21 protein-coding genes and 1 riboswitch are annotated in these 17,604 nt (G+C 37.5%); of the genes, 6 read left to right on the forward strand and 15 right to left on the reverse strand.

Annotated elements, in window-relative coordinates; all coding sequences use genetic code 11:
* The first annotated feature begins 9 nt into the window (after positions 1–9).
* Positions 10–1,056 (forward strand): alpha/beta hydrolase family esterase, encoded by a 1,047-nt coding sequence (locus ACFYKX_RS01950; RefSeq protein WP_389357528.1) that lies wholly within the window; start codon positions 10–12, stop codon positions 1,054–1,056.
* A gap of 41 nt (positions 1,057–1,097) precedes the next feature.
* Here ACFYKX_RS01950 and ACFYKX_RS01955 read toward each other — a convergent pair whose 3' ends face one another.
* Entirely contained in the window at positions 1,098–1,688 is a 591-nt protein-coding gene (locus tag ACFYKX_RS01955; RefSeq protein ID WP_389357530.1) for a branched-chain amino acid aminotransferase, read from the reverse strand.
* 72 nt (positions 1,689–1,760) lie between these two features.
* Complete coding sequence (locus ACFYKX_RS01960) at positions 1,761–2,516, reverse strand: exodeoxyribonuclease III (RefSeq protein ID WP_389357532.1); 756 nt, start codon at positions 2,514–2,516, stop codon at positions 1,761–1,763.
* A gap of 331 nt (positions 2,517–2,847) precedes the next feature.
* Between ACFYKX_RS01960 and ACFYKX_RS01965 the strand changes: the two genes are divergently transcribed.
* A complete protein-coding gene (locus ACFYKX_RS01965; protein WP_389357534.1) occupies positions 2,848–2,973 on the forward strand; it encodes a hypothetical protein in 126 nt (41 codons plus the stop codon).
* 41 nt (positions 2,974–3,014) lie between these two features.
* Here ACFYKX_RS01965 and ACFYKX_RS01970 read toward each other — a convergent pair whose 3' ends face one another.
* The 4 genes from ACFYKX_RS01970 to ACFYKX_RS01985 form a co-directional block, all read right to left on the reverse strand.
* Entirely contained in the window at positions 3,015–4,313 is a 1,299-nt protein-coding gene (locus ACFYKX_RS01970; RefSeq protein WP_389357536.1) for a serine hydrolase domain-containing protein, read from the reverse strand.
* A 98-nt stretch (positions 4,314–4,411) separates the two neighbouring features.
* Positions 4,412–5,236: a halocarboxylic acid dehydrogenase DehI family protein gene (locus ACFYKX_RS01975; protein ID WP_389359000.1), complete on the reverse strand. Its 825-nt coding sequence runs from the start codon at positions 5,234–5,236 to the stop codon at positions 4,412–4,414.
* Between the two features lie 112 nt (positions 5,237–5,348).
* Positions 5,349–5,651, reverse strand: a complete 303-nt coding sequence (locus tag ACFYKX_RS01980; protein WP_389357538.1) for a spore coat protein — start codon at positions 5,649–5,651, stop codon at positions 5,349–5,351.
* Between the two features lies 1 nt (position 5,652).
* Complete coding sequence (locus ACFYKX_RS01985) at positions 5,653–5,853, reverse strand: hypothetical protein (RefSeq protein WP_389357540.1); 201 nt, start codon at positions 5,851–5,853, stop codon at positions 5,653–5,655.
* 176 nt (positions 5,854–6,029) lie between these two features.
* Here ACFYKX_RS01985 and ACFYKX_RS01990 point away from each other — a divergent pair, with 176 nt between their 5' ends.
* Genes ACFYKX_RS01990 through ACFYKX_RS02000 form a run of 3 tightly spaced genes read left to right on the forward strand, consistent with a single transcriptional unit; the run spans position 6,030 to position 7,786 of the window.
* On the forward strand, positions 6,030–6,245 hold the full coding sequence (locus tag ACFYKX_RS01990) for a spore coat protein (protein WP_389357542.1): 216 nt from the start codon (positions 6,030–6,032) through the stop codon (positions 6,243–6,245).
* Positions 6,246–6,257: 12 nt separating this feature from the next.
* Positions 6,258–6,620 carry a spore coat protein gene (locus tag ACFYKX_RS01995; RefSeq protein WP_389357543.1) on the forward strand — a complete coding sequence of 121 codons (363 nt, stop codon included), beginning with the start codon at positions 6,258–6,260 and terminating at the stop codon, positions 6,618–6,620.
* Positions 6,621–6,646: 26 nt separating this feature from the next.
* Positions 6,647–7,786 carry a zinc-dependent alcohol dehydrogenase gene (locus tag ACFYKX_RS02000; RefSeq protein WP_389357545.1) on the forward strand — a complete coding sequence of 380 codons (1,140 nt, stop codon included), beginning with the start codon at positions 6,647–6,649 and terminating at the stop codon, positions 7,784–7,786.
* A 49-nt stretch (positions 7,787–7,835) separates the two neighbouring features.
* Here the strand turns inward: ACFYKX_RS02000 and ACFYKX_RS02005 are convergent, their stop codons facing one another.
* The 7 genes from ACFYKX_RS02005 to ACFYKX_RS02035 form a co-directional block, all read right to left on the reverse strand.
* Complete coding sequence (locus ACFYKX_RS02005; protein WP_389357547.1) at positions 7,836–8,108, reverse strand: hypothetical protein; 273 nt, start codon at positions 8,106–8,108, stop codon at positions 7,836–7,838.
* Positions 8,109–8,269: 161 nt separating this feature from the next.
* Positions 8,270–9,184 carry a CBASS cGAMP-activated phospholipase gene (locus tag ACFYKX_RS02010; RefSeq protein WP_389357549.1) on the reverse strand — a complete coding sequence of 305 codons (915 nt, stop codon included), beginning with the start codon at positions 9,182–9,184 and terminating at the stop codon, positions 8,270–8,272.
* Positions 9,185–9,322: 138 nt separating this feature from the next.
* Positions 9,323–10,501: a M20 family metallopeptidase gene (locus ACFYKX_RS02015; RefSeq protein WP_389357551.1), complete on the reverse strand. Its 1,179-nt coding sequence runs from the start codon at positions 10,499–10,501 to the stop codon at positions 9,323–9,325.
* A gap of 212 nt (positions 10,502–10,713) precedes the next feature.
* Positions 10,714–11,196, reverse strand: a complete 483-nt coding sequence (locus tag ACFYKX_RS02020) for a flavodoxin domain-containing protein (protein WP_389357553.1) — start codon at positions 11,194–11,196, stop codon at positions 10,714–10,716.
* A 1-nt stretch (position 11,197) separates the two neighbouring features.
* Complete coding sequence (locus ACFYKX_RS02025) at positions 11,198–12,244, reverse strand: ribonucleotide-diphosphate reductase subunit beta (RefSeq protein WP_389357555.1); 1,047 nt, start codon at positions 12,242–12,244, stop codon at positions 11,198–11,200.
* A gap of 24 nt (positions 12,245–12,268) precedes the next feature.
* Positions 12,269–14,557, reverse strand: coding sequence for a ribonucleoside-diphosphate reductase subunit alpha (locus ACFYKX_RS02030; protein ID WP_389357557.1), 2,289 nt, complete (start codon positions 14,555–14,557; stop codon positions 12,269–12,271).
* Between the two features lie 67 nt (positions 14,558–14,624).
* Positions 14,625–14,816 (reverse strand): hypothetical protein, encoded by a 192-nt coding sequence (locus ACFYKX_RS02035; protein ID WP_389357559.1) that lies wholly within the window; start codon positions 14,814–14,816, stop codon positions 14,625–14,627.
* Positions 14,774–14,976, reverse strand: a riboswitch (cobalamin riboswitch). Its footprint overlaps the gene before it by 43 nt.
* A 198-nt stretch (positions 14,977–15,174) precedes the next feature.
* Between ACFYKX_RS02035 and ACFYKX_RS02040 the strand changes: the two genes are divergently transcribed.
* Positions 15,175–15,867, forward strand: coding sequence for a YetF domain-containing protein (locus tag ACFYKX_RS02040; RefSeq protein ID WP_389357561.1), 693 nt, complete (start codon positions 15,175–15,177; stop codon positions 15,865–15,867).
* A gap of 30 nt (positions 15,868–15,897) precedes the next feature.
* Here ACFYKX_RS02040 and ACFYKX_RS02045 read toward each other — a convergent pair whose 3' ends face one another.
* A complete protein-coding gene (locus ACFYKX_RS02045; protein WP_389357563.1) occupies positions 15,898–16,794 on the reverse strand; it encodes an NAD(P)-dependent oxidoreductase in 897 nt (298 codons plus the stop codon).
* Positions 16,791–17,585, reverse strand: a complete 795-nt coding sequence (locus ACFYKX_RS02050; protein WP_389357565.1) for a hydroxypyruvate isomerase family protein — start codon at positions 17,583–17,585, stop codon at positions 16,791–16,793. Before ACFYKX_RS02050 ends, ACFYKX_RS02045 begins: the two co-directional genes overlap by 4 nt.
* Positions 17,586–17,604 lie beyond the last annotated feature (19 nt).

Here is a 17,604-nt window from a genome sequence, read left to right on the forward strand (position 1 = left end):
AGTATTTTTATGATGAAAAGTCTTAAACAATTGGTCTCTATCCCCCTAGCTATCATTCTTGTGCTTACCATGTTTTCTAGTGTATCAGCTTCTGAGGTTACATATGACATTAAACAAGGTACTATGAAGTTTGATGGGCTTGACCGAACCTACAAGTACTATATTCCAACTACTTATACTAAAAAAAAATCGGTACCACTCATGCTTTCTTTTCATGGATCAGGTAGTTCTGCAGCTGGACAGATTCTGTTAACAGATTATCAAAAAGTGGCGGAGAAAGAAGGTTTTATTGTTGTGTTTCCTGATAGTACAGTTATTGACGAAGCTGGAAAATTTGTAACGAATGCTAGTGATGTTTATGATCCGACTTCAAAGCTTACAAGACGATGGAACATTGGAGCTGAACCTGGTACACTCTCGACTGTCAATGATGTAGGGTTTACTGCTGCATTAATCGATCATTTTAACCAAGAATATAACATTGATGAGAGAAGAGTCTACGCTACTGGTATGTCATATGGGGGCTTTTTCTCTAACCATTTAGCGGTTCATATGTCAGATCGTATTGCTGGAATTGGAGCGGTGACCGGACAAATGGCTTTTAGCACTTCAAAGGAGAGTCCAAGTCGACCTGTTACGACGGTATATGTAATGGGAGATAAAGACCCAACAGTTCCCCCTGCTGGACGACCTAATTTCATCTTGTCTGTGACTGATTCCGTTTCTTATTGGATTAATAACAACAAAACGGTGAACAAAGCACAAACAACCTATTTGCCTCAAATTGTGAATGACGGAACGAGAATCCGTCGTGATGCTTATGGCGATGGGAAACATGGAACAGAGGTAATCTTGTATACGGTTGAGAACGGTGGTCACACTTGGCCGGGAGGTCCACAATATTTAGGGGTAGAATATATAGGAATTGCTAGCCAACAAATGAAAGCTAGTGAAGTCATCTGGAACGAACTAAAGGATCATAAGATTCCTGGTAAGAAGGATAAAACAAAAGGCAAAGGCAAAGGTAAAGGTAAGCAGAAAGGTAAAAATAAATAAAATGAAAAGAGAGAACGGTGTTAGCGGCCGTTCTCTCTTTATTATCTTCCCTCTTCTACCGCTGCAACAAGGTTGAACAACAGGCTGTAAATGAGTTGATAGGACTCACCTACAGTCATGTCTTCTCTAAATCCTTCTACCTGGTCAAGTGTAAAGTTTAGGCTCCATAGCCCATCTTGTTGATCAAACATCAAGTCGAATTTTACCCCTTCACCTTGTAACGAGCTATTTAAGTATTCTTTTATTTGTGGTCCGTATTTCTTTTGTAGTTTTAGTCCAAGCATCACATCATATGTCCCAAAAACATCATCCATTTCTAGCGAGACAGCATCGACACTAATTAGGTCAAACCAATCAGATTCTAAATAAAGAAATTCATTTTTATTCGTTTTAAAATACGCTAGAGGTTGGGATAAAAATGCTGCATTTTCTTCTTTTAGTACTTTTTCTGTTTCTTTATCAAGTCTTTCCATATAGGCATCAGAGAATCGAGAATGTGTATCTACCTCTACGATTGGAGCATTTCCCAACCCGTGTCGTTCAACATACTCTTTTTCCTCTTTATATAATTGAAGTTCACTTGAATCCTTTAAAGCATCCGATAAATATTTTGTTATAGCTTCTTTTAACATAATTTGTCCTCCGACTATTCTTTAGTTCTTACTATCAGTATGTCACGTTTATTGAAAAAGTAAAATCATCTCTTATAAATCGATGTCAATTAGAACCGGACAATGATCACTACCTAAAACATCACAATGAATCTCAGATTCTATTAGTTTAGTAGCAAGGCGTTCGGATACAATAAAATAGTCAATTCTCCAGCCAATATTTCTCTCGCGGACTTTACTCATGTAGGACCACCAAGTATAAACTTCTTCTCTGTCTGGATAAAAATAACGGAATGAATCTACAAATCCGCTTTCAAGTAAAGTTGTCATTTTCCCTCGCTCTTCATCCGTAAATCCAGAGTTCCCTTTATTTGATTTTGGATTTTTTAAGTCGATTTCCTGGTGAGCTACGTTTAAATCCCCGCATAGAACGACGGGCTTATGCTTGTCCAACTCTAAAAGGTAAGCACGTTTTTTATCTTCCCATTCTAAACGAAAATCAATTCTAGCTAAGTCTCTTTGAGAGTTTGGCGTATAGACATTTACGAGATAAAAGTCTTCAAATTCTAACGTAATGATTCGTCCCTCATCTTCTGTTTCGTTCTCTCCAACTCCATATTTTACTGAGATGGGTTCCTTTTTCGTGAAAATAGCTGTACCAGAATATCCCTTCTTTAAGGCATAATTCCAATACTGATGATAGCCTTCTAACTCAAGAGAAATCTGTCCCTCCTGGAGTTTTGTCTCTTGAACACAAAAAATATCTGCTTTCATCTCTTCAAAATATTCCAAGAACCCTTTACGAACACAGGCTCTCAAACCGTTAACATTCCATGATACTAGTTTCATTGATGTCTCCTTTAAGCTATATAAAATATCATTGTTTTTTTGTGAAAATTTATCCTAAGTATAGAATATATCGATTTATTCTAGTTTTCACAACCAAAAAGCTAATTTCTAAGTTCAATCTGAGTTTTGCAACAACCTTATGTTCGATTTCCAAAGATTTATGTTCGAAAATAGACTTTTTTCTTCGAATTTGCCGATTTTATGTTCGAACTTTCGGATTTATCGATTATTCGACAGAACTGTCCTTAGATTCTTCATGCAAAATCCAGCATCATATTTTTACGTGCCATGTACATAATAATTCTGATTCCAAATGAAAGGAGTTGTTACCATGACAAATAAAAATGATAATCGTGAGCGTAAAAACAAATATCCAAATAACAAAAAGAACGATGCGGAATTTTCAAAGGATATTAATATCCGCAGTGAAATGACGAAGAAAGATTTAGGGAAATAACAATCAACAACAAAAGATGACGCCAAAGACGTCATCTTTTCTTATCTTCGCCTTAACATTCTCGAACCAAACAACACAGCCCAAGCTTGCTCTTGTTGCTCAAAATAAAACCTCAGCTTTTGTCCAGTATGTGAACTGAATGTTTCTGGACCTGTTTGTTTAAGTCCGATGAGTTCTTCATCTATAAGAGCTTGAAGTTCGCCTTCTTTTTCAACAATGGAAACAGAATATCCTTCTGCAGAATAGTAATCCCCTTTAAATCGAGTAAAATCTTCATGAGCATTCTGATATGCAGGTTCCTCCACTCTTTTTTGATCAAGTGGTAGATTTAAAGCGGCATTAACGGCTGCAAGCCAAATATCAGAGCTAGGTGCTCCTGAAACATTTGTCAGTACAGAAACGACAATGTTTTCTTCGGGGATAAAGCCAAAGTTAGATGACACACCAGGCTGTCCCCCACTATGCTCTACTAATGTTACTCCCGAATAGTTTGGAGTAACGGATAGTGCATACCCATAAAAAGTATTGTCGCTCGTTTGATAGACTGGTTCCCACATCTTTTCTAGAAGTGATTTAGAGATACGGGCTAAATCCCCAATAAATAATTGCCCGTACTTCAACAAATCTAATACATTGGAGCGTATTCCCCCACCAACCTCATAATTTCCTAGAGTAGGCCAATCTTGCTTTTCGTATCTACCTGTCTTTTTGTTATATACATATGGAACAGAGACATTATCATACTTTGCCACTTCTTCTAAACTGAATGTTGAACGATACATTTTACCGGGATTTAAAATCTGTTCGGTTATGTACCTTCTATAAAGAATCCCAGTTAATCGTTCAATGATTAATCCTAAAAGAAGAAATGTATCGTTGCAGTAGCTAAAATATTCTCCTGGCAACCCCAACATCTCGACGTCTTCCTCGGCAAGATAATTTAAATGATCATTAAGTTTATTCAAGTCCTCTCGTCGGTTCATTGGTGGTAGACCTGTTGTATGAGATAGAAGATGATGAATTTTGATTTGTTTTATATCTGACACGTTTTTTAACGTGAACTCCGGTAAGTATTTAATCACTGGATCTTGGACAGATAACTTCCCCTCCTGTTCAAGCATCAGAATTGCCATCGCTGTAAATGACTTTGTAACAGAAGCAACCCCAAAGATCGTGTCAGGTGTTACAAGTTCCTTCTTTTCTATATCACGGTAACCGAACCCTTTTTGAAAAAACAATTTCCCATTTTGTGAGATTGCAATTGCTGCACCTGGAATATGATTCTCGTTCATTACGTTTACCACATATTCTTCTAACTTCTGTTTCTTAGAATCGTTCATACGTTCCTCCCCGGCGGTTGACTCTTACTTATAAAATAACACAGTTGGTAGGAGAAATCTGGTAAAAAAATAATAGACCCCTTAGCTTCGAAGGTCTCCTAAAGAAATTTTCTAAAAAGTTCGCCATTCACAACTAGATTTGCAATAAATGACGAAAACATCGAGATGATTCCCATAATTCCGGCTACTTCTCGAGGAGTATACATGGTATATAAAAATTCCGGAGTAATCGATACTGGATAAGGCATTTGTTGATGAACCATTTTAATCGCTTTGGATTTAACTTTATTTGCAGCCAAAACATATTCGTCTGATCCAATATAGCTTTCAATGTGATTCCACGTAATATCTAGAAAATCTGGATAAACCGCTAAGGCACGATAATCGCTCGCTGCATCGTACGCATGTTTCTTTTTCATGATCCGGATTAGAAGGTTTTGAACCAAGGGAGGAGCTTGGGGAATGTGAACTAGTTTAATGGGAGGGAGCCCTGAGATGATCCCTGGTTGAATAAGTCCATTGATCGGTTTGCCCCCCTCAATCGAACGATATCCTAGACTTTCCTCCCATGCAGTGGATATGATGAGGAGCTTTGTATTTACATAGTTAAAAGTAAAGATGATTTTTTGAATGGTTTCTAATGTTTCCTTAGAATAATAGCGATTCCATGAGATCGTCGGGGCTCGGAAGGAAGTATTAGGATATCTTAGTGCTTCAGCGGCGTTCTCGATGTTTATGGTTAACATGTTCGGTCTAATCTGACGCCAACCTATTTGTAGAAATTGTTCATAGTGTCCGAGGGTCCGAAAGATAAAATTTACAATAGGAACCTTCAATACATACTCAATATCCTCATAAACGAGCTTTAGATCGCCTTTTGCTTCTTCTTTAAAGATTTCTGGTAAACCAAACGGGGTGTGCATCAACTTCATCCCTCCCTTTCGTTTGATTCATACCTATTCGTATCATTTGTTAATCATTACCTATTAGCAAAATAATAAAAGCCTTACAAATCTGTAAGGCACTGATTTTCCATTATTGTTTTTGGGCAAGGTTTAGGGCAGTATCTGTTATTTTATATTCTAGCTCCAGTTGTTTACTTAGGTCATCTGGATAATACATTCCTCGTGAAATCATAAAATTGGAAATATCTTCGTGAGTTCGAATGGCAGTTTTTAACTCCTGCCTTAATGCTTCTCTTAATTCAGGGGTAGCGGTCTCGGTCACAGCAAAAGACAAATTTTTAATGGCAGCTTTTGCTGAGATTAAGAAATCAGTGGCAATAACTTGGTCGGTCATGCCCCCCATTCCCATCATACTTTTTAATAAATTGTTCATTCTAATGACTCCTATCGATTAAGAATTCTTGGAGCGTTTTGATAAAACGTGCACTATTATCTGCATCCGTTGAAAGAATTTGCTTTAATTCCGGGTCTTGAGCCAATCCAGTCATCATCGTTGACTTTGTTAAGCACAAATTCTTAAAAGTAAGGATTTCGTTAATCTCAAGTGTTTCATGAAGTCCTAAGTATTTGGTCATATTTCCCCTCCTAGGGATAAAATTTACGTTCATAGCGTTTACTATTCTGCCATTTAAATTCCCGAAGGCATTTGTTTATTTTTGCCTTAAAAGGGATTTACTTTTCTATCTTGCACAGTATAAACACTTTGTAAGGATGGGGAAATTATCCTTGTTAGAATAATAAGGAGGAGCTTATGGAGAATAAAACTTTAGCTTTTCATGAAACGATGGACACCCATGAGATTCTTAATTTTAAAACGGTCTGTTTAATGAAATCAAAGCTGATGCAAGGCGTATGTTTTGATAATGAATTAAAAGCTCTAATGGAAAAAGATGTGCAGCACTCACGGGCGGCTATTCAGGAGCTTAAACAGCTATATACTGGTGCACGGACGAACCCTTTACAATAGGTGGTGATGGTTATGAATCAAGATTATTTAGATCCAAAGTATGCGGAAGGGATGCCGAAAATGGCCGATGCTGCCATCGCTTTGGACTTTTTACTATCCATTAAAACAGGAATTAGATATTATGGCGTTGCTTTGACAGAAACGACCAGTCCCGAATTACGTGACGCCCTATACAGACAACAAGACAATGCGATTCACCTATATGGTGAAACGGTTGATTTAATGCTAAGTAAAGGCTGGTTATACCCACATGATGTCGAAAAACAAATTGAATTGGATATAAAGTCAGCAGATATGGCGATTGCCATTGCTGACATGAATCTTTTCCCTATTGATACGGATCGTCTAGGAACTTTCGCAACACCTGACAAATAAAAGCTTACTAAAAAGGAGTTTATAACATGCGAGCAGTAACCTACCAAGGCATCAAAGATGTAGCCGTTAAAGAGGTAGAAGATCCGAGAATCCAAAAAGCAGATGACATTATCGTGAAAATAACATCCTCTGCGATTTGTGGGTCTGATCTTCATCTTATACATGGAATGATTCCTAACATGCCAGAGAACTTTATCATTGGACATGAGCCAATGGGCATTGTTGAGGAAGTTGGCCCTGAAGTTGCAAACCTCAAAAAAGGCGATCGTGTGATTGTCCCGTTTAATATTGGCTGCGGTAAGTGCTGGTATTGCCAACACGATTTCACAAGTCAATGTGACGAAGCAAATCCCCATGGAGATATGGGAGCTTACTTTGGGTATTCTGAAACAACAGGTGGGTATGCTGGTGGTCAAGCTGAGTATTTGCGAGTACCTTATGCGAACTTTACCCCATTTAAGCTTCCCGATGACTGTGAAGTAGATGATGATCAATTGGTCCTACTATCAGATGCTGCCTCTACTGCCTACTGGAGTGTTGATAATGCAGGTGTTAAAAATGGAGATACGGTTATCATTCTAGGTTGTGGGCCCGTTGGATTATTAGCTCAAAAGTTTGCTTGGTTAAAAGGCGCCAAGAGAGTAATTGCAGTTGACTATGTGGATTATCGATTACAGCATGCCAAAAAGACAAACAACGTTGAAATCGTTAATTTTGAGCAAGAAGAAAATATCGGTACGTATTTAAAAGAAATTACTCAGGGTGGAGCAGATGTTGTTATAGATTGTGTTGGAATGGATGGCAAGATGACCCCTCTAGAGTTTCTAGCGACCGGTATGAAGTTACAAGGTGGTGCAATGGGTGCAATTGTAATTGCCTCTCAAGCAGTTCGAAAATGCGGAACTATTCAACTAACAGGAATTTATGGGATGAGATATAACGCATTTCCACTGGGGGATATTTTTCAAAGAAATGTTGAATTAAAAATGGGACAAGCCCATGTAATTCCAATCATTCCACATCTCTATAACCTGGTGAGCGAAGGGAAAGTCAACTTGGCAGATGTGGTTACGCATAAACTTCCACTAGATCAAGCAAAGCGTGGGTATGAGATGTTTGATACAAAAACAGATAACTGTATCAAAGTTGTCTTAAAGCCACATTGATCAAATAACTTAAGAACTCAGACCTGAGAATGGCCTGAGTCTTTTTGTACTATCCATTAGTTTTACCCTGAAACCGCTCATGCTGTTTCATTTCATTTAATGTTTCCTCAATTTCCTTGATATATTGAGAAAATAAATCCTGATGACCTGTGTTATTAAAGTTTGCTCGATCAATGGAGTTTAGAAGTGCAAGTATGGCTTTAAATCTTAAGTCATCCCCACTTTCTAGGATATACTTTCCTGTAAAATTCCCCGTAACCTCAGTGTTTCCGTTTTGATCTTCAAGAGTGAAATAAAAACTTGGCTGATTTGCTATCTCCATGTTGATTTCTCCTTTAGGATGTACATTTGTGTTTGTCGAATAATCGATATCTTTAAAAATTTGTGCATATAATTTGGTTTTTGTATCATATTCCTGCAAATTTGTTGCATAAAAACGTTTTTTTGTTTGATATGTTGTCCTACTACTGGATTTTGAAGTAGTTAGCGTTTTAAAAAATCCAAAACTTCATCTTTTTTCTCTTTAATTACCTCTTTTCCTAATTCCTCTAGCCGACTTATGTACTTTATTTCATCGAATGGAACTTCTTCTCCTAATTCTCCATTTAAGCGGAAATAGTTCTTACCGAGTAAAAGCTTACAATGATAAGAAACAGACTCTGATGATAAATGCAATGCTAAGTCTAGCAGTTTTGGTGTCACCTTCATTGAAGGTAAATGAAATGGAAGCCACTGCTTCACTCCCCAATACTTTTCTTCCTCGGTTGAAAAGTTAATGGTTTGTAGCCCAGTCCCAATTGAGAAAATCTGTATATCTTCCATCTTCTTTTCAAAGTGATGTAACGCTTCTGTCATGCAAACTAATGATGGGTTATTAGCCCAGAGCCCTCCATCAATGGACAAGTACTTATTATTCATGTTGTTAGGGGGAAAATAAACCGGTGCGGAGCATGAAGATAGAACTGCATCCCAAAGCTTCACCGATAAATCATCATCTTCCTCACTATATCCATAGTTAGAGCGATGCACGTAAGGCTTACCATGGGTAATGTCTACAGCGGGGATTAATAAAGGCTTAGTTATATCTTCAAGGGTAAGTTCTCCAAATGCTTTTCTAAAAAAGCGCCTTAAATATTTGTCGCTGTATACACTCTTAAAGAGTCCTACCTTTGCTTGACGAACAAAAATTTTTTCCCCATAGTTTTTATAACTTTCTAGGACGTCGCTCATGTCTTTTTCCAAACAAATGGATGCCGCAATAATTGAGCCGGTACTAGTGCCTGCGACGATGTCAAAAAGTCCCCCAATCGGTTGCTGCAGCTCCTCTTCTAATGCTTTTAAAATACTTACTGCAAAAACGCCGCGAATTCCGCCCCCATCAATACACAGTATTTTCATTATTTCACCTAGACTTTGTTTTTTTATTCAGTCTTCCCTTCATTAGTTGCTTTATAACACTTGGGGTCATACAAAAAACACAAATCCTTCTCGGGACTTGTGTTTTTGTGGTTTCCCATATTACTGAAAGCAAGTTCCTTAAGCAAAAACAGCTTTCTGTTTTTCAAACTCATCTTTGATAGCAGCTAAAAGCTGCCCATTTGTTAAAACTTCATAGCCAGTTAAAGCCATTGCTTTCGCGCCTAAAATCATAGCCTCTTTCCCTTGCTCACTCATAGCGGCTTCACGGAATTCATGAGTATGACATGAATAAGCTTCATTACAAATTTTGATATATGGATGAATTGACGGAACCACTTGGCTAACGTTTCCCATATCAAGTGATCCTGATCCATCTCTTTGGGTTAGGATTTCCTTCTCTTCTATTCCTAATGATATTAATTCTTTCGTAAAAGCGTCCGAAAGATGATTGTTTGTAATCATATCATCGTATGAAAGCTCATAGTATGAAGATTTCATTGTCGCACCTGTTTGTAGAGCAGCTCCCTCTGCACAACGCGTCACTTTTTCAACAAGCTCATTAACATACTCTCTTTTTGCAGCACGAACGTAAAATTGTGCTACTGCATAATCGGGGACGACATTGGCTGCTTTCCCACCTTCTGTGATGATGCCGTGGATTCTAGCATCAGGAGTAATATGCTGTCTTAAAGCGTTAGTGCTATTAAATGTTTGTATAACAGCGTCTAATGCGTTAATACCTAAATGTGGACTTGCCGCTGCATGAGTTGATTTTCCAAAAAACTCAAATTGAATTGCATCCATAGCTAATGAGGAACCACTTTTCATATAACGATCAAGCGGGTGAACCATAAGAGCAACATCTAAAGAATCAAAAATGCCCTCTTCCGCCATCGTTACTTTTCCGCCTTTTGTTTCCTCAGCAGGTGTACCAAATACGATGACTTTTCCCCCAGTTTCTCCTACTGCTTTACTTAAGCCAATCCCTGCTGCAATCGCCATCGTTCCAATCAAATTATGCCCACACGCATGGCCGACCTCTGGTAAAGCATCGTATTCGGCCATAAATCCGATTGTTGGACCTTCCTTGCCGCTATCAAAAGTTGCTGTAAATGCAGTTGGTAGATTACAAGTCCCCATCTCTACTATGAAACCATGTTTCTCCAGAGTTTGTGTCAATATCTTACTCGCTTTAAACTCTTCATGACCTAGCTCAGGGTTTTCACCTATGTATGTACTTACGGCATAAAAATCGTCACGTAGTCTCTCGATTTCATTCGTTATGATGTTTTTCATCTATGACCATCCTTTTCATCTTAAGCTTAGTAAAAATATAACACAGTCAAACGGTTGTACCAATCGAAAGTTTCTAATTTTTCAGAGAAAAATGTGTGGTGATTTTTAAAAATCACCACGCGTATTTTGGGTATAAACCCTTCATTTAACTTTTAGATTTTGACGGTGTAAATTGATCTCTCTAACACCCGCATCACGTTTCACTCTTATATTTATGAATAGAGGAACCTATCTTGCTTTTTCCGTTCTTCCTGCATCCTTTCAATGCGAAGAATCATAGACATTACAAAGCGTTCACATCGACTTAAATCGAGTAACTGTGGAACTAATTCTATTTTGAGAGTTGCAGCTAAATTTGTCTGCACATATAACATATCTCTAAATTCATCAACGGCTCCGCAGAACTTAGGGTAAAAAGAGTCACCTGTACCGACTATTCCAGTCGTCACACTTTTTACATCCTGTTTTTCAAATGCGTGAAAAAGTTCTTTCATTTCCATCGGAACATCTCCATCTCCCCATGTATACGTACCAACGACAATAGCATCAAACCGATTTAATTGGTTTAAATAAGGAAATTGAGTTACCGAAAAAACTTCAACATTGAAAGAATGTCTTAGAAAAATTTGATTAATGGTGTCTACGAGATCTCTAGTATTGCCAGTTACGGACGTATAAATGATTGCGACTTTCATTTTATAACTCATCAAACCCATTTGAGTGGGTTACTTTACTATATGTTCTTGATTTTTGTTCAAAGAAGTCAGACTTTGTTTCATTAATCATCTCATCGCTAAATACCTGAATCCATGGCATTGGATTTTCTCGTTCTTCAAATAGGTTGTTCAATCCAAGCTGACGAAGGCGTTTATTGGCTAAATATTCTACGTACCCTTCAAATTCCTTCAAATCAATGCCCTTAATATCTTTTAAGATATAATGTGCCCACTCAATCTCTAACTTTACAGCTTGCTGAATAGTTTTATATACATAATCAATATGTTCCGCTGTATGAAGCTCAGGATTTTCTGTTAAAAGAATTCTAATAACCTGGGCGATAAAATACGCATGTTGCATTTCATCCCTCTGGATATAACTTATCATCGTGCTCGTCTTTAGCATTTTTTGCTGTCTTGCAAGATGATAAAAGAATGCAAAACCAGCATAGAAATATATTCCTTCGAGATTAATAGAGTTCACACAAAGCTTAAATAGATTTATGGGTGTAGGGTTCTGCCTAAATTGTTCATATGCATCTAAAATTAACTGGTTCCGCTTTTGCACAATCGGATCATTTTTGGCTTCATTAAATCTTATGTTTTGCTCACCAGTTGGCACCAATGAACTGAGCACATATGAATAGGACTCGTTATGTACTGCCTCTTGTTGTGCAATAACGGCAAAAATCGCTTTAAAACTAGAATCTGTTACATAATCCATCACTTGACTCATCGTAGGTGTTTGTAAACTGTCTAACGAAGCAAGCTGTGTATTTATCCGTAAGAAAACGTCCTTCTCGGTAGAACTTAAAGAGTCCCACTGTTTAATGTCATCCTGCATATTAATCTCTTGTGCTTTCCAAAAGTTAGATAGCAACGTTTGATATAGGTCATACATTTGTGGATAGGCAATATCGTTCCAATTTAAAAGACCAGAACACTGTCCATTAATTAAACCGGTCGATTTATTTGGATATTCTGGATTTAATAGTTTAATTTTTCTTAAAGGGGTATGGACCGTCATAATATAGGAACCTCCTGTTTGATATTAGCTATGACATGCTTCACATTCTTCGATTTCTGATTGAGAAGTACTTCTCACATAATAAGTTGTTTTTAATCCTTGTTTCCACGCTTCTAAATGAAGGTTCAACAGTTCTTTGGCTTTGATGTCGTGCCTAACGTATAAGTTAAAACTAATAGATTGATCAATATGTCTTTGGCGAGCAGCATTTTGTTTAATACTCCATAGCTGGTCAAGTTCATGTCTAGCTCTTCGGTAATAGTTATAAGTAATATGATTAAGATCAGGTGCAGTCACTTTAAACTTAAAGTTTTTCTTCTCTTCTGCGTATTCAACTGCATAAAGAGGGTCTATTCCGTCAGTCGAACCGCCAATTTTAGCAGTTGAAGAATTTGGAGCAATTGCCATTAGCCATCCGTTTCTGATTCCATTCGTAGCAATTTCCTCTCTTAATTCGTTCCAACGGTTAGAAACATACCCTTTGCGGTCAAAGTACTCTCCCGTTTGCCACTCTGAACCGTTAAATTGCTGATAAGATCCTTTTTCCTTAGCTAGCTCCATGGAAGAGCGAATCGTGTAATAAGCAATTTCCTCATATAAATGATCTGCATATGACACAGCATCATCTGTCTCCCAGTGAATACCTTGTAATGCTAATAAATGGTGCCAGCCGAACGTACCCAACCCAACAGCTCTATATTTTTTATTGGTTCTTTGAGCTTGTCCAACTGATATGGTATTTAAATCAATGACATTATCGAGCATTCTTACTTGAACACGAATTAAGCGCTCGAGTACATCTGCTGGAACAGCCTTAGCTAGATTGATAGAAGATAAATTACAAACGACAAAATCTCCTGGTTTTCTAACAATGACAATATTTCCTTCTCCATCTTCGTATTCCTTCACAATGGTTGTTGGTGACATGTTTTGAGTAATTTCCGTACACAAATTACTGCAGTACACGCTTGTGCGTCCTTTTCCTAATAAATGCTTATTCGGATTTTGACGATTAACTTCATCTCGATAAAACATATATGGTGTTCCTGTTTCTAGCTGAGACACCATGATTCTAGCCATAATCTCCATAGCACGATAGGTCTTACGAGGTAAAAGAGGGTTATCTACAGCTTCTAGGTATTTCTCTGTGAATTGCTTTATGTTAGTTTCATCGTAAAAATCTTCTAGCCCTAATGGGTTTCCGTTTTCATCTTTCCAACCCATTGTTTGTTTCACTTGATGAGGGCAGAATGTATGCCACTCCCCTACACTTCTTCCGTCTTCATCTACCTCTTCTAGTTTTTTCATAAATAAGTCTGGGATGGTGACACCTGTAAAAATGTCATGTGCCTTTCTCCTCTCATCCCCGTTATTTGTTTTTAAATCTAAGAAGCCATTCATAATATCTTTATGGAATACATCTAAATAGATGGCTACAGCTCCTTGTCTTTGGCCTAGTTGATCCACACTCACAGCCGTATCATTAATGAGACGGATCCAAGGAACAACTCCTGAAGAGTTCCCTTTAAATTTTTTTATATCTGAGCCAAGTGCCCGGACTTTTCCATAATAGATGCCAATTCCTCCACCATCTTTACTTAATCTAGCAATGTCCCAATTGTTTAAGTAGATTCCGTCTAAAGAATCATCTACCGTATCTATAAAGCATGATGACAGCTGGCCAAAGCTTTTACCGGCATTTGATAGAGTTGGGGTTGCGACGGTCATGTATAAATGACTTAACGCCCAATAGGCTTCCTTTACATGCTCTAAGCGGTTACTACGATCTTCATTCGCCATTATAGTCATGGCGATGATCATCAAGCGCTCTTGTGGAAGTTCAAATAAATTGCGAGCATGATCTCTCGCAAGATAGCGATCAGCAAATAAAAACAAGCCAATATAATTAAATAAAGTGTCACGATCCGGGTCTATTGCTTCAGCCAATTCGTTTATTTCCTGTTCTGAATAGTTCTTTATAATATCAGGGGAATAGATTCCTTTTTGAGTTAGCAAATTAATAAGCTGATAGAAGTTACCATATTTTAATGAACTCTCATAGTTTCTGTTTAGAGCGGCTTTTTCATAAAGTTCATTTAAATATAAATGAGCAGCAACAAACGTCCAATTTGGTTCATCCATTGCAATACGGTTGAGTGCATAGAAAAGAGCCTGCTGATTCGCTTCGTTCTCTCTACCTTTCAATTCATTCAATCGTTTTTTCAGTTCCGTTGCATCAATTCCAAATTTAGCTGATGCAAGGTTAATCGTTTTAAGCACATATTCATAATTTGCTTGAATCTCTGTACTCATAGTAATTCCCTCCAATAGTAGATTCCATTATGTATTATGCAAAAGGGACGACACGAGTTTACCTTCTTTAGTCAACCTTGTTCGCTTGTTTCATTTGCATAAAAAAAATCCGCTCAAGGTTATTGAGCGGATCAAACGATAACAGCAAGAAGGAGAAGGAAACGTGGAAAACCCCTTTTGTCGCCACCGTTTCATCTTCCCAATCCCCGAGAAAGTGAAACACACTTAAGATAGACAGGTCTCCTGACTTATGCTTCATCCTACTTTAAGCCCTTCCCATACAAGTACCTATTTTCACAATAAGCTTGCTTGTACAGTGGATTGCTTATTTCGTCTGCATTTACAGTTGCGGGGGCAGTTCTGGAAATTCACCAGATTCCCTATTAAGCCTAATGGCATCTAATCTTTAAGGCAAAACACAATATATAGTAATGAAATAAAATATAGTTTCAATATATAGTTTTATGAGATTTATAATAATAGAATATGAATATTTTGGCAAGCTTTATTTTTTGGCTAATTCTCTTTTTAATGAATAGAATTTGAAAAGTATATAGCTACAAAAATGAGGGCAATAATGGTTAAGGAACTAAAGAGAAGTAGGTGACTAACATAATATGAATCACTATCTTATGACTGCAAGTGAATTAATTTTTGGATTCATCATTTTATTTATTGTTACTAAGTCCCTGGGGAAAACACAGTTTTCACAAATTACCCCATTTGATTTTATTTCTGCATTAGTTTTAGGAGAACTTGTAGGAAATGCCGTGTATGATCATGAAGTGAAAATCTTAGAGATATTATTTGCAGTTGTTCTTTGGGGAGTTTTAATTTATTTCACTGAATTAATTACACAGAAGTATAGAAAAACTAGGAAGGTACTTGAAGGCGAACCTAATATTGTCATTCATAAGGGACAAATAAAATATGATACCTTAAAAAGTAGTAGATTGGACATTAACCAACTCCAAAGTCTAATTCGACAACAGGGGTATTTTTCACTTCAAGATGTAGAGTACGCCATTCTTGAAACAAACGGAATGGTTAGTGTACTTCCTAAGCCTGAAAATGATACACCAAAGATGAGTGATTTAAATTTACCCACACAACCCGCGCATTTACCTATTACGTTAATTCTAGATGGAGAGGTATTATACGATAATTTAAAGGAAGTGGGATTTGATGAGAATTGGTTGAAAAAGCAGTTATCTAAACAGGGGGTTACAGAATATAAAGAGGTTCTGTACGCAGAATGGCGAGAAGATTCTCCACTTTATTTAAATAAATATGAAAAGAAATCTGTATAAAAATTGCCCCGAGAGCTTGGGGCAATTTTGTTAGTTGTCGCTTCTCTTAACTGTTACACGACATTCCTTTTCTAGAGGCAGTATCACAGAAGACATATCAAGATCTCCCAAACCTTGTTCAATGGCACTTGAGAATGATTTTTCAGCAAACATTCCCAAATACTCCGTTATCCCTGCCTTATTGAACAAGGGGTTTGCTAGAGCTATATCCTTATGAACATATTTTAAAGCTCCACCAGGATCGAATTGACGGTCTAACACGTATTGTTCCATATGTCTTCTCAAAATTCGACTTTCACCATAGCTTACTTTTAATATATTGTAGAGTTGCTCACTTTTGAGCCCGAATGCAGCTCCTGCTACCATTGCTTCTGAGGCAGCAATTGAATGGACGGCGACAAGATACTGATTAATAAGTTTTGCTATACTTCCTGAACCTGTAGGTCCTAGATATTCAATCGTTCTGCCAATCTTTCTAAGTACAGGCAAAACACTTTCAAATGAAGATTTTTCTCCACCAACCATTATGGTTAAGGAACCTTGTTCCGCACCCTCAGGTCCACCACTTACCGGCGCATCTAGGTATTGAATCCCTTTTTCGTGAGCTTGAGTGGCGATTTGACGACTTGTTTCTACCCCAACGGTTGAAAAATCAAGACAGATAGCTCCTTGACTAGCATTCTCGATGACACCCTCTTTTCCTAGGTATACATCTAGGCAGTCTGATGGCATAGACAGACAACTGCATATAACATCAACATCTTTTGATAAATCAGCGATACTGTCAGTTCTTAAAGCACCTAGCTTTTCTAAAGGTGCAGCTTTTGCAGCAGTTCGATTAAAGACCGTTACATGGTACCCAGCCTCTATTAATCTCTTTACCATCCTTGAACCCATTACTCCTAATCCAATAAACCCGATCTTCACAATAGAATGCCTCCTTTTTTCAGACCACTAACCCAGTTAAAGCTGTCTTCGCTTCTCTCTTTAGGTGTGTACTCTAGACCAATTAACCCGTTATATCCTATTCTTTCTAGTAATTGAAAGACTTGATCATAAGGAATCTCTCCTGTACCAGGTTCATTCCGACCGGGTGAATCGGCAATTTGTACATGGCCAATGAATGTAAAGTTATCTTCAAATGAGGAAAAAAGATCCTCTTGTAATCTCTTTATATGATAAAAGTCGAACTGTAACTTGATATTTGGTAAGCCTATTTCTTTAATGATTCCAACTGCTTCATGAATATTAGACAGAAAGTAATTGGGCATGTCCATACGATTAATCGGTTCAAGTAGTAGATTCATATGGTGCTGAGCTAATTTTTCAGCCGCATATTCTATATTCTTAATAAACACATTTCTAGCTATACTTTCATCTAGAGATGATGGTAAAATCCCTGCCATACAATGAATGTTCGTAACCTCCAAACTCGTTGCATACTCTATAGCTAATTCAACTGATTTTTTAAACTCATTTACTCTATCAGGAAAAATAGCAATTCCACGTTCCCCCGCTTCCCAATTACCGGGAGGGAAATTGATTAGTGCCATTTTCAGATTATAAGTATTCATCTCTTTAATGATTAATTCTGTTGAAATAGCATATGGGAATTGACATTCTACATGTGAAAATCCAGCTTTTTTTGCTTTTTCAAACCGTTCTAATAAAGGTACTTCTGTAAAAATGGTTGAGAGATTGCAAGCTAATCGATTCATGGCTACCTCCAGATTGTGT

Source organism: Cytobacillus spartinae, from assembly GCF_042865285.1.
GTDB classification, from domain to species: domain Bacteria; phylum Bacillota; class Bacilli; order Bacillales; family Cytobacillaceae; genus Robertmurraya_A; species Robertmurraya_A spartinae.

Coding starts and splice junctions, on each gene's coding strand:
- ACFYKX_RS01990 (WP_389357542.1), top strand. CDS start 6,030: ATGGAGAATAAAACTTTAGCTTTTCATGAAACGATGGACACCCATGAG.
- ACFYKX_RS01970 (WP_389357536.1), bottom strand. CDS start 4,313: ATGAACGATTCTAAGAAACAGAAGTTAGAAGAATATGTGGTAAACGTA.
- ACFYKX_RS01975 (WP_389359000.1), bottom strand. CDS start 5,236: ATGCACACCCCGTTTGGTTTACCAGAAATCTTTAAAGAAGAAGCAAAA.
- ACFYKX_RS01955 (WP_389357530.1), bottom strand. CDS start 1,688: ATGTTAAAAGAAGCTATAACAAAATATTTATCGGATGCTTTAAAGGAT.
- ACFYKX_RS02005 (WP_389357547.1), bottom strand. CDS start 8,108: ATGGAGATAGCAAATCAGCCAAGTTTTTATTTCACTCTTGAAGATCAA.
- ACFYKX_RS01985 (WP_389357540.1), bottom strand. CDS start 5,853: ATGACCAAATACTTAGGACTTCATGAAACACTTGAGATTAACGAAATC.
- ACFYKX_RS02035 (WP_389357559.1), bottom strand. CDS start 14,816: ATGAAGCATAAGTCAGGAGACCTGTCTATCTTAAGTGTGTTTCACTTT.
- ACFYKX_RS02050 (WP_389357565.1), bottom strand. CDS start 17,585: ATGAATCGATTAGCTTGCAATCTCTCAACCATTTTTACAGAAGTACCT.
- ACFYKX_RS02025 (WP_389357555.1), bottom strand. CDS start 12,244: ATGACGGTCCATACCCCTTTAAGAAAAATTAAACTATTAAATCCAGAA.
- ACFYKX_RS02030 (WP_389357557.1), bottom strand. CDS start 14,557: ATGAGTACAGAGATTCAAGCAAATTATGAATATGTGCTTAAAACGATT.
- ACFYKX_RS01980 (WP_389357538.1), bottom strand. CDS start 5,651: ATGAACAATTTATTAAAAAGTATGATGGGAATGGGGGGCATGACCGAC.
- ACFYKX_RS02040 (WP_389357561.1), top strand. CDS start 15,175: ATGAATCACTATCTTATGACTGCAAGTGAATTAATTTTTGGATTCATC.
- ACFYKX_RS02015 (WP_389357551.1), bottom strand. CDS start 10,501: ATGAAAAACATCATAACGAATGAAATCGAGAGACTACGTGACGATTTT.
- ACFYKX_RS01995 (WP_389357543.1), top strand. CDS start 6,258: ATGAATCAAGATTATTTAGATCCAAAGTATGCGGAAGGGATGCCGAAA.
- ACFYKX_RS01965 (WP_389357534.1), top strand. CDS start 2,848: ATGACAAATAAAAATGATAATCGTGAGCGTAAAAACAAATATCCAAAT.
- ACFYKX_RS02020 (WP_389357553.1), bottom strand. CDS start 11,196: ATGAAAGTCGCAATCATTTATACGTCCGTAACTGGCAATACTAGAGAT.
- ACFYKX_RS01960 (WP_389357532.1), bottom strand. CDS start 2,516: ATGAAACTAGTATCATGGAATGTTAACGGTTTGAGAGCCTGTGTTCGT.
- ACFYKX_RS01950 (WP_389357528.1), top strand. CDS start 10: ATGATGAAAAGTCTTAAACAATTGGTCTCTATCCCCCTAGCTATCATT.
- ACFYKX_RS02010 (WP_389357549.1), bottom strand. CDS start 9,184: ATGAAAATACTGTGTATTGATGGGGGCGGAATTCGCGGCGTTTTTGCA.
- ACFYKX_RS02000 (WP_389357545.1), top strand. CDS start 6,647: ATGCGAGCAGTAACCTACCAAGGCATCAAAGATGTAGCCGTTAAAGAG.